The sequence below is a fragment of the Longimicrobium sp. genome (assembly GCF_036554565.1).
Lineage (GTDB): Bacteria > Gemmatimonadota > Gemmatimonadetes > Longimicrobiales > Longimicrobiaceae > Longimicrobium.
The window spans coordinates 1-7,472 of record NZ_DATBNB010000173.1 but is presented as its reverse complement, the minus strand read 5'-3'; the positions used below and the strand labels follow the sequence as shown (position 1 = coordinate 7,472).

Here is a 7,472-nt window from a genome sequence, read left to right as displayed (position 1 = left end):
CTTTCGGCTGCGGGAGGGCCTCGGCGAGCTCCTTCACGATCCGGTTCATAGCGGCCTCCTTCGGGTTCCCTCTATTCGTCAGCCTGCTCGATTTCAGTCGTCGTGTGCCCGATCAGTAAGCAACCCGTGTGCCATCTTCTTGACCACCAACCATGTGCGAGATCGATGGTTCCCGCCCCAGTCGGCCCTTCCGCTTCCCGGCGGCGATTCCGCGCCCTTCCTTGCGCAGCGATAAAGCAAGCACCGTTCCAAACTGCGCCGATAAAACGCAAGCCGATGTGGTCCATCGGCTTGCGTCACCATTGCGAGGGGAACGGTTGTCGTCAGTTGGGCAGCGGGGGCGATCCGGGCCGGAGCGTGCGCTCGAACAGCTCGTAGATGCGGCGGTACTCGTCCGTCCACGAATCCGCCCGCTGGAAGGCGTGGTCCTCGACCGGGTATACCGCCATCTCCCAGTTGGTCTTGCCCAGCTCGATCAGCCGCTGCGCCAGGCGCGCCACGTCCTGAAAGTGCACGTTCACGTCCACCATCCCGTGTGCGATCAGCAGGTCGCCGCGCAGCCCCTCGGCGAAGTAGATGGGCGACGAGCGGCGGTAGGCCAGCGTGTCTTCGTGCGGCAGGTTCAGGATGCGGCTGGTGTACCAGTGGTTGTAGTGCGCCCAGTCCGTCACCGAGCGCAGGGCCGCGCCGCTGCGGAAGGTTTCCGGCTCGGTGAACATTCCCATCAGCGTGATGAACCCGCCATACGAGCCGCCGTAGATGCCCACGCGCTTCGGGTCCACGCCCTCCCGCACCACCATCCACCGCGCGGCGTCCACCTGGTCGGTCAGGTCCTTGCCGCCCATGTGCCGGTAGATGCCCGTGCGCACCGCAGCGCCGTAGCCGGCCGAGCCGCGGTAGTCCACGTCCATCACCGTGTACCCCCGCGACGCCAGCAGGTGATGGAACATGTACTCGCGGAAATACGTGCTCCACCCCCGATGGGCGTTCTGCAGGTAGCCGGCGCCGTGCACGAAGATGACCGCGCCCCCGTGCGGCTGCGCGCCCAGGTCGCGCGGGCGGAAGATGCGGGCGTACACCGTCTGCCCGTCGCGCGCGGCGAACGACACCACCTCGGGGCGAATCCATGGGCCGCGGCGGAACTCGGCCGTGCGCGACTCCGTCACCTGCCGCGGCCGGGCGCCGGGTCGGTTGGGCATCAGGTACAGCTCCGGCGGCGCGTTGGCAACCGAGTGGAGCAGCGCCAGCCAGCGCGCGTCGGGAGACGGGGTAACGGTGGTCCACCCCTCCAGCGGCGACAGGCGCGTGCGCGGCCCGCCGCCGACGGGAATCGAGTAGACCGCCCGCTCGCCGGGATGCGTTTCGCTAGTCGTGACCAGAAACGTGCGCCGGTCCGGGGAGAGGGTGACGTCCTCCACCTCCCACTGTCCGGAGGTGATGGCCGACGCCGTCCCGCCCGTGGCGGGTGCGGTGTACAGGTGCGCGTAGCCGGTGCGCTCGGAAACGAAGTAGATGCGGTCGTTCGAGAGCCAATTGGCCGTGAACAGCCCTGGGCCGCCCACCCACGCCGTGTCGCGCAGCGCGTCCACGGTCGTGGTGCGCCCATCCGGCCCCACCACGTAGATCCACCGGTCCTTGTAGTCGAACGGAACGCCGACCAGCAGCGCGCGGTCCTCCGTGGGCGCCCAGCCGGCGGGGGTGAGCGCCAGCTTGCGCGCCGTGTGGGCGCTGTCCGGGGCGATCCACGTCAGCCGCGAGGTGTGAAAGTCCAGGATGGCGGCCTTCTCCAGGTCCTGCACGTCGCCCACCTTGTTGCGCACGTTCAGGGGCTCGGTGTAGCCGCTTTCGGTGACCCAGGCCGGCACCATGGTCTGCTGGTCGCCCTCCACGTTCTCGCTGACACCCAGCAGCACGTATCGCCCGGAAGGCGACACGTCGAAGTAGCTGATGGAGGTGTTCTTCCCCAGGTAGGCCGGGCGCACGGTGGCGCGAAGCGAATCCAGCAGCTCGCGCCGTTCCCGCTCCGCCCGGCGGTCGCGGACCACGTCGAAGAGCTCCGCCTGCCGCGTGCGCAGGTCACCGCGCGCGCCGGTCGGCTCATTCGTCCGCGGAGCGTTGTCCAGTCGAAGGTCCGTCAGCTGGCGCAGCGGCCCGCCCGCGACGGGAACGGAGAAGACGTTGTTGGCCGACATCCAGAACACCGTGCGGCCGTCCAGCGACAGCTCCGGCCCGCGCTCCCGCGCCGGGGTGTCGGTGATGCGGCGCTCGGCGCCGTTGCGATCCACCACGAACACGTCGCCGCGCCGCTCGAACGCGCGCCGCGAGCGATCCAGCGTCCATCCGCCGCCGCCGGCCGGCGGAAGAACGCGGTCGGCTACCGAGTCGGACAGCATCTCCGGTGCGCCGCCGCCCACGGCCACGCGGTACACGTGCGTCGCCGTGTCGCGTGCCTCGGGCTGCCGCCAGCGGAAGTACACCCAGCGTCCGTCCGGCGACCAGCGTACGTCGTCGGGCGAGCGGCCCACCAGCTCGGGACCGCGCATGATGTTGCGGACGGACAGGTCGAAGCCGTTGGCGGCCGTCTGCGCGCGCGCGGGCGCCGCCTGCGTTGCGGCGAGCAGAAGCGCGCCCGCGGCAGCGGCGCGAGCGGAAAAACGCATCATCGACGATCCAGGGAGGTGAGGGGGAGGTCTGCGAATTCCTTAGCACAGTCTACGCAAACGCGCCCGGCGCTACAAGGCGCCGGGCGCGGAGGAGCCGGTCGAAGCGAATCAGCCGGGAAGCTGGATCTCGGGCTTTTCGGGATGGGGCCGGTACAGCACGCCCACGCGGCCGATGGCCTGCACCGCCACGGCCCCCTCGATCCGCTCGGCGAGCGCGGCGGCGCCCTCACGCGCGCTCATGGGCGCCGCTTCCAGGATCTTCACCTTCAGCAGCTCGCGGGTGTTGAAGGCCTCCTCCAGCGACCGCACCGTCTGGTCGGTCACGCCTTCCTTGCCCACGAAGAGCACGGGATTCAGGTGATGCGCCAGCGACTTGAGATGCGCCCGCTGCTTGGGAGTCAGTTCCACGGCCTGGCCTGCGGTCGATGTTCGAAAGGGATCTCGATCGATTGCCTCGCGCGGACAAGATAGCGAGTGGCGTGCCGCCGTGCAGGGGGGACAAACGCGAGCCCCGCCCCGCGCGTCAAGGCGGGGCGGGGCTGCGGATCCATCGAAGCTCGGACGGTCAGGCCAGTTCCACCCGATTGCGGCCGTTGCTCTTGGCCTGGTACAGCGCCCGGTCGGCCGCGCGAACCAGGTCCGTGTGATTGGTCGCATCCGCGGGAAACGCCGCCACGCCAAAGCTGGCGGTCAGCGGGCGGGGCACTTCGGCGTTGGGGGGCAGCGCCTCCACCAGCACCCGCAGCCGCTCCGCCAGCTTCAGCCCCTCTTCCTTGGTGGTCTCCGGGAAGACGAGGGCGAACTCCTCGCCGCCGTAGCGGCAGGCGCTGTCCGTGCTGCGGAACGCGTGCCGCACCGCCCGCCCGATCCGCTGCAGCGCGTGGTCGCCCACCTCGTGACCGAAATCGTCGTTGATGGCCTTGAAGCGGTCGATATCCAGCAGCACCAGGCACAGCGGCCGATTGTAACGCTGCGAGCGCGCCAGCTCGTTCTCCAGGATCTCGTCGAAGCCGCGTCGGTTGTGGCAGCCGGTGAGCGGATCGATGGTGGCCTGGGCGCGAAGCCGGTCCAGCAGCTCGGCGTTGCGAAGCGCGATGGCCGACGAGTCGGCGAGGGCGCGCAGCAGGGCCAGGTCGTGCGGCTCGTACGGGGCGTCCGTCATGCGGCGGCCTAGGATCAGCAGCCCCGCCTCTTCGTCGCCAAAGTCCAGCGGCGCCACCACAGCCACCTCGGCCGGAACGTGGTCGCGGATCTCCGCGTCCTCGGGGGGAATCACCGGCGGCTGGCCCGGCGCCGCGATGGCCCTCACCACCCGCCCGGGGATGGCGAACGCCACCGATTCTCCCCGCAGAGAGCGCACGGCCCGGCAGGTGTACTGCTCGCCCTCGGTATGGTACAGCGCCGCCCACCAGGCAAAGAACACCTCCCCCACCGAGTCCAGCACCAGCCGCTCGGTCTCCTCCGCGCCCCGGACCACCGAGAGCGTGCGCGCCACCTGCTGCAGGGCGCCCAGGTGAAAGCGAAGCTGATCCAGCTCCAGCGTCTGTGCGGTACGATGCTGCTGCACCGCCCACACGCGCTCCAGGTGCGCGGCGACGGCCTGCACCGCCACGGGTTCGTACATTGCCGTGTGGGCGCCCGCCAGAACCCTTCCCTGCCCTCCGGGCGCGTCGAAGCTCGCCAGCGGCACCAGCCCTTCGGCGTCGTCGCCCAGGGCCAGCGGCACGGGGCGCGTGGGCACTTCCACCCGGGCGGGGCCACCGGTCAGCGCGCGCACGGCATCCACGCACGCCTGCGCCACCTGCGTGGGCGTGCCCAGCAGGGGAACGGCCGCGAATGCCTGCGACACTGCGGGCACCTGCGGCCCCGCGGAATCGCCCGCGTCTTCCGCGGTAGCCCGCAAGCGCGGCGGCGCTTCCATGCGAACGTGCATCGTGAGGAGGGAAAGAGGCCCGGCAGGGCAGACCCGGCGGGGAAAGCCGGAGCGGCTGACTGATACCGGAGCGTGGCGCAGTTACTCTAACAGCCGCACGCGCCGACAGACAAGGGCAGATAGCGAAAACGGGGCCGCACGCGCGCTTGCGGCCCATTCCGAGCGGAGGCTGCCGGAACTCCTTGCGGGGTCCGGGTTTCGGGCCGAACCACCACCGACTGCGCACCTCCTCCGGGCCGGAGAGACCCAGCGGGAGATGCCACGGCTGCCGCGAATTGCGAGATCAGTCCCCGAACGAAATCCCGAGCTGGCGCGCGGTCATCACCAGCTCCGAATCTGCCGGCACGCGCTTGATGTCGCGGATGGCGTCGCCCAGCGGAACAGCGCGGATGTAGTTGCCCTGCAGCGCCACCATGGTGCCCAGCTGCCCCTCGCGGATGCAGCGCACCGCCGCCGCGCCAAAGCGGAGCGCAAGACTGCGGTCGTAGGCGATGGGCTCGCCGCCGCGCTGGATGTGGCCCAGCACCATCGAGCGCGTTTCCTTCTCGGTCGCCTCGTGGAGCTGGGCGGCAATGCGGTCGGCGATGCCCCCGTAGCGCCCCGTTTCGTCGGCGTAGCTCGCCTCTCCGTCCCGCGGCCGCGCGCCCTCGGCCACCACCACGATGCTGAAGCGGCGCCGCTGGAGGTCGCGCTCGCGCACCTTGTCAGCGATCTTCGCGATGTCGTAGGGGATCTCGGGGATCAGGATGACGTCGGCGCCGCCCGCCAGGCCGGACTCCAAGGCGATCCACCCCGTGTGCCGCCCCATCAGCTGCACCACCATCACCCGCTGGTGCGCCTCGGCGGTGCTGTGCAGCCGGCCGATGGCGTCCGTGGCCACCTCCACCGCCGACTGGAAGCCGAAGGTGACGTCGGTGGCGCTCAGGTCGTTGTCGATGGTCTTGGGCACGCCGATCACCGGCAGGCCCTTCTGGTGCAGCGCGTGCGCGATGCTCAGCGACCCGTCGCCTCCGATGGCGATCAGCGCGTCGATCTCGCACTCGCGGAACCGCTGCACGATTTCATCCGACCGGTCTACCGTGCCCCACGTACCGTCCGGCTGGCGCACCTCCAGCCCGAACGGGTTGCCGCGGGTGGTGGTGCCCAGGATGGTGCCGCCCAGGTGGGTGATCCCGCGGACGGCCTGGGCCGTCAGCGGAAAGAGCCCCTCCTCGCCGTCGACCTCGCCCTCCAGGATACCCATGTATCCGCGGCGGATGCCGAACACCTCCCACCCCTCGTTCAGGGCGGCCAGGGTAGCCGCGCGGATCACGGCGTTCAGCCCCGGGGCATCCCCGCCACCCGTGTTGATGGCGATCCGGCGGACCTTGGGCTTGCTGCTGTCGGACATGGCTTTCACGGTGCGGAGTCGGCGGCATCCTGGCGCGGGAAAGATACGCCGACGCGGCGGGCGGGCAAGCGCGGGTTGACACACCCGCCACGGGGGGACAGCTTCCGCCGAACGCCGCGTCCGTACGGGCCGGGGCGGATCAGGAGATGAATGGAATGGTCGACGAAAAGGAAGTGCGCAAGGCGCTGCGCAAGGTAAAGGACCCCGAGCTCAAGCTGGACCTGGTGGTGCTGGGGCTGATCTATGACATCAAGATCGACGGCGGCCGCGTGGACGTCACGATGTCGCTCACGTCGCCGGGATGCCCCGTCGCGGGCGAACTGCTGACGAAGGCGCGCGAGGCGGTGGAGTCGGTTCCCGGCGTGGAGCAGGCGGAAGTGGAGCTCACGTTCTCGCCGCCCTGGTCGGCGGACCGCATCAATCCCACGATCCGGGCCGCGCTGGGCCTTTGATCGTCGGAGGGGAGACATGGGAGCCAGAAAAAGGGAGCCGTCCCGAAGGACGGCTCCCTTTTCGTACCGCGGAAACCGGGGTTTACTCGGTAACCGTGATCGTGCCGCGCATGCCCATGCCGGCGTGGGGCATGCAGACGTAGTTGTACGTGCCGGGCGCCCAGTCGGCCGGAACCTCGAAGTTCTGCCCCGCCGTCGTGTAGAGCGGGCTGTCGGCCGGCGGCGTGAAGCCGGCGGGGTTGCCCTGCGCCAGGCTGAACGAAACGTTGTGCGGAGCGGTGCCGTCGGCCATGGTCCAGCGGATGCGGTCGCCGCGCTTGACCGTGATCGCCGCGGGCTCGAACTGTCCGGCAGCGCCGTTCTGGGTGGTCACCATCTTCACGTCGTGCACGGTGCCCGAGCCCGTCGCGGGCGCCGGCGCCGGAGCGGAGGCATCGGTGGCCGGAGCGGGGGCCGCCGCGGTCTCGGTGCCCTGCGCCGCCGTGTCGGTGGAAGCAGCCTGCTCGTCGCCGCCGCCGCACGCGGCCGCCAGCGCGAGAAGGGCAATCGCCGGAAGCTTCATCAGATCGCGAGTCATCGTGATCAACTCTCTCCTAAAGGTGTCGAAGTCGGTCGCACAGGCTCGTTCCCTGAGCGAGCCGGAAGATACCCGCCCGCAAGCCCCGGCACAATACCGATTTACGGTCTTCCCACGTACGAATCCCCCGCACTGGCCCGTGCCTTCATGTAGGGCAAAACCCTACAGCATTGGATCACGCGGAGGCGCGGAGGTCGCGGAGAACTGCAGGAGCGCTCCCTCCGCTCTTCTCCGCGTTCTACGCGCCTCCGCGTGAGACCCGTTACTCTTCGGATGGGTAGAAACGCCAAACGCCCGCCTCGAGCGAGATGCTCGGAGCGGGCGTTCGGAATAATAGGCCGGCGGCGCCGTACTCTCCCACCGGGTGGCCCCGGCAGTACCATCCGCGCAGCGGGTTTTCACTTCCGAGTTCGGGATGGGATCGGGTGGATCCCCCGCGCCATAGCCACCGGCCATA

At 69.8% G+C, this 7,472-nt stretch carries 6 protein-coding genes and 1 rRNA gene; 1 reads left to right on the top strand and 6 read right to left on the bottom strand.

The window, feature by feature from the left end:
• Positions 1-323 precede the first annotated feature (323 nt).
• The 4 genes from VIB55_RS04770 to VIB55_RS04755 all read right to left on the bottom strand — a co-directional run bounded on the left by VIB55_RS04770 (position 324) and on the right by VIB55_RS04755 (position 5,986).
• Positions 324-2,663, bottom strand: a complete 2,340-nt coding sequence (locus VIB55_RS04770; protein WP_331875524.1) for a S9 family peptidase — start codon at positions 2,661-2,663, stop codon at positions 324-326.
• A 108-nt stretch (positions 2,664-2,771) separates the two neighbouring features.
• The gene (yhbY, locus tag VIB55_RS04765; RefSeq protein ID WP_331875523.1) at positions 2,772-3,071 is read right to left on the bottom strand and encodes a ribosome assembly RNA-binding protein YhbY; all 300 of its coding nucleotides are present in this window, start codon (positions 3,069-3,071) and stop codon (positions 2,772-2,774) included.
• 157 nt (positions 3,072-3,228) lie between these two features.
• Positions 3,229-4,596, bottom strand: coding sequence for a sensor domain-containing diguanylate cyclase (locus tag VIB55_RS04760; RefSeq protein ID WP_331875522.1), 1,368 nt, complete (start codon positions 4,594-4,596; stop codon positions 3,229-3,231).
• Positions 4,597-4,879: 283 nt separating this feature from the next.
• On the bottom strand, positions 4,880-5,986 hold the full coding sequence (locus VIB55_RS04755; protein ID WP_331875521.1) for an ATP-dependent 6-phosphofructokinase: 1,107 nt from the start codon (positions 5,984-5,986) through the stop codon (positions 4,880-4,882).
• A gap of 155 nt (positions 5,987-6,141) precedes the next feature.
• Between VIB55_RS04755 and VIB55_RS04750 the strand changes: the two genes are divergently transcribed.
• Positions 6,142-6,438 carry a metal-sulfur cluster assembly factor gene (locus tag VIB55_RS04750; protein WP_331022959.1) on the top strand — a complete coding sequence of 99 codons (297 nt, stop codon included), beginning with the start codon at positions 6,142-6,144 and terminating at the stop codon, positions 6,436-6,438.
• A gap of 82 nt (positions 6,439-6,520) precedes the next feature.
• On the opposite strand, the gene VIB55_RS04745 is transcribed toward VIB55_RS04750, so the two are convergent.
• Both VIB55_RS04745 and rrf read right to left on the bottom strand, forming a co-directional pair.
• Complete coding sequence (locus VIB55_RS04745) at positions 6,521-7,015, bottom strand: plastocyanin/azurin family copper-binding protein (protein WP_331875520.1); 495 nt, start codon at positions 7,013-7,015, stop codon at positions 6,521-6,523.
• Between the two features lie 336 nt (positions 7,016-7,351).
• Positions 7,352-7,468, bottom strand: a 5S ribosomal RNA gene (gene rrf, locus VIB55_RS04740).
• Positions 7,469-7,472 lie beyond the last annotated feature (4 nt).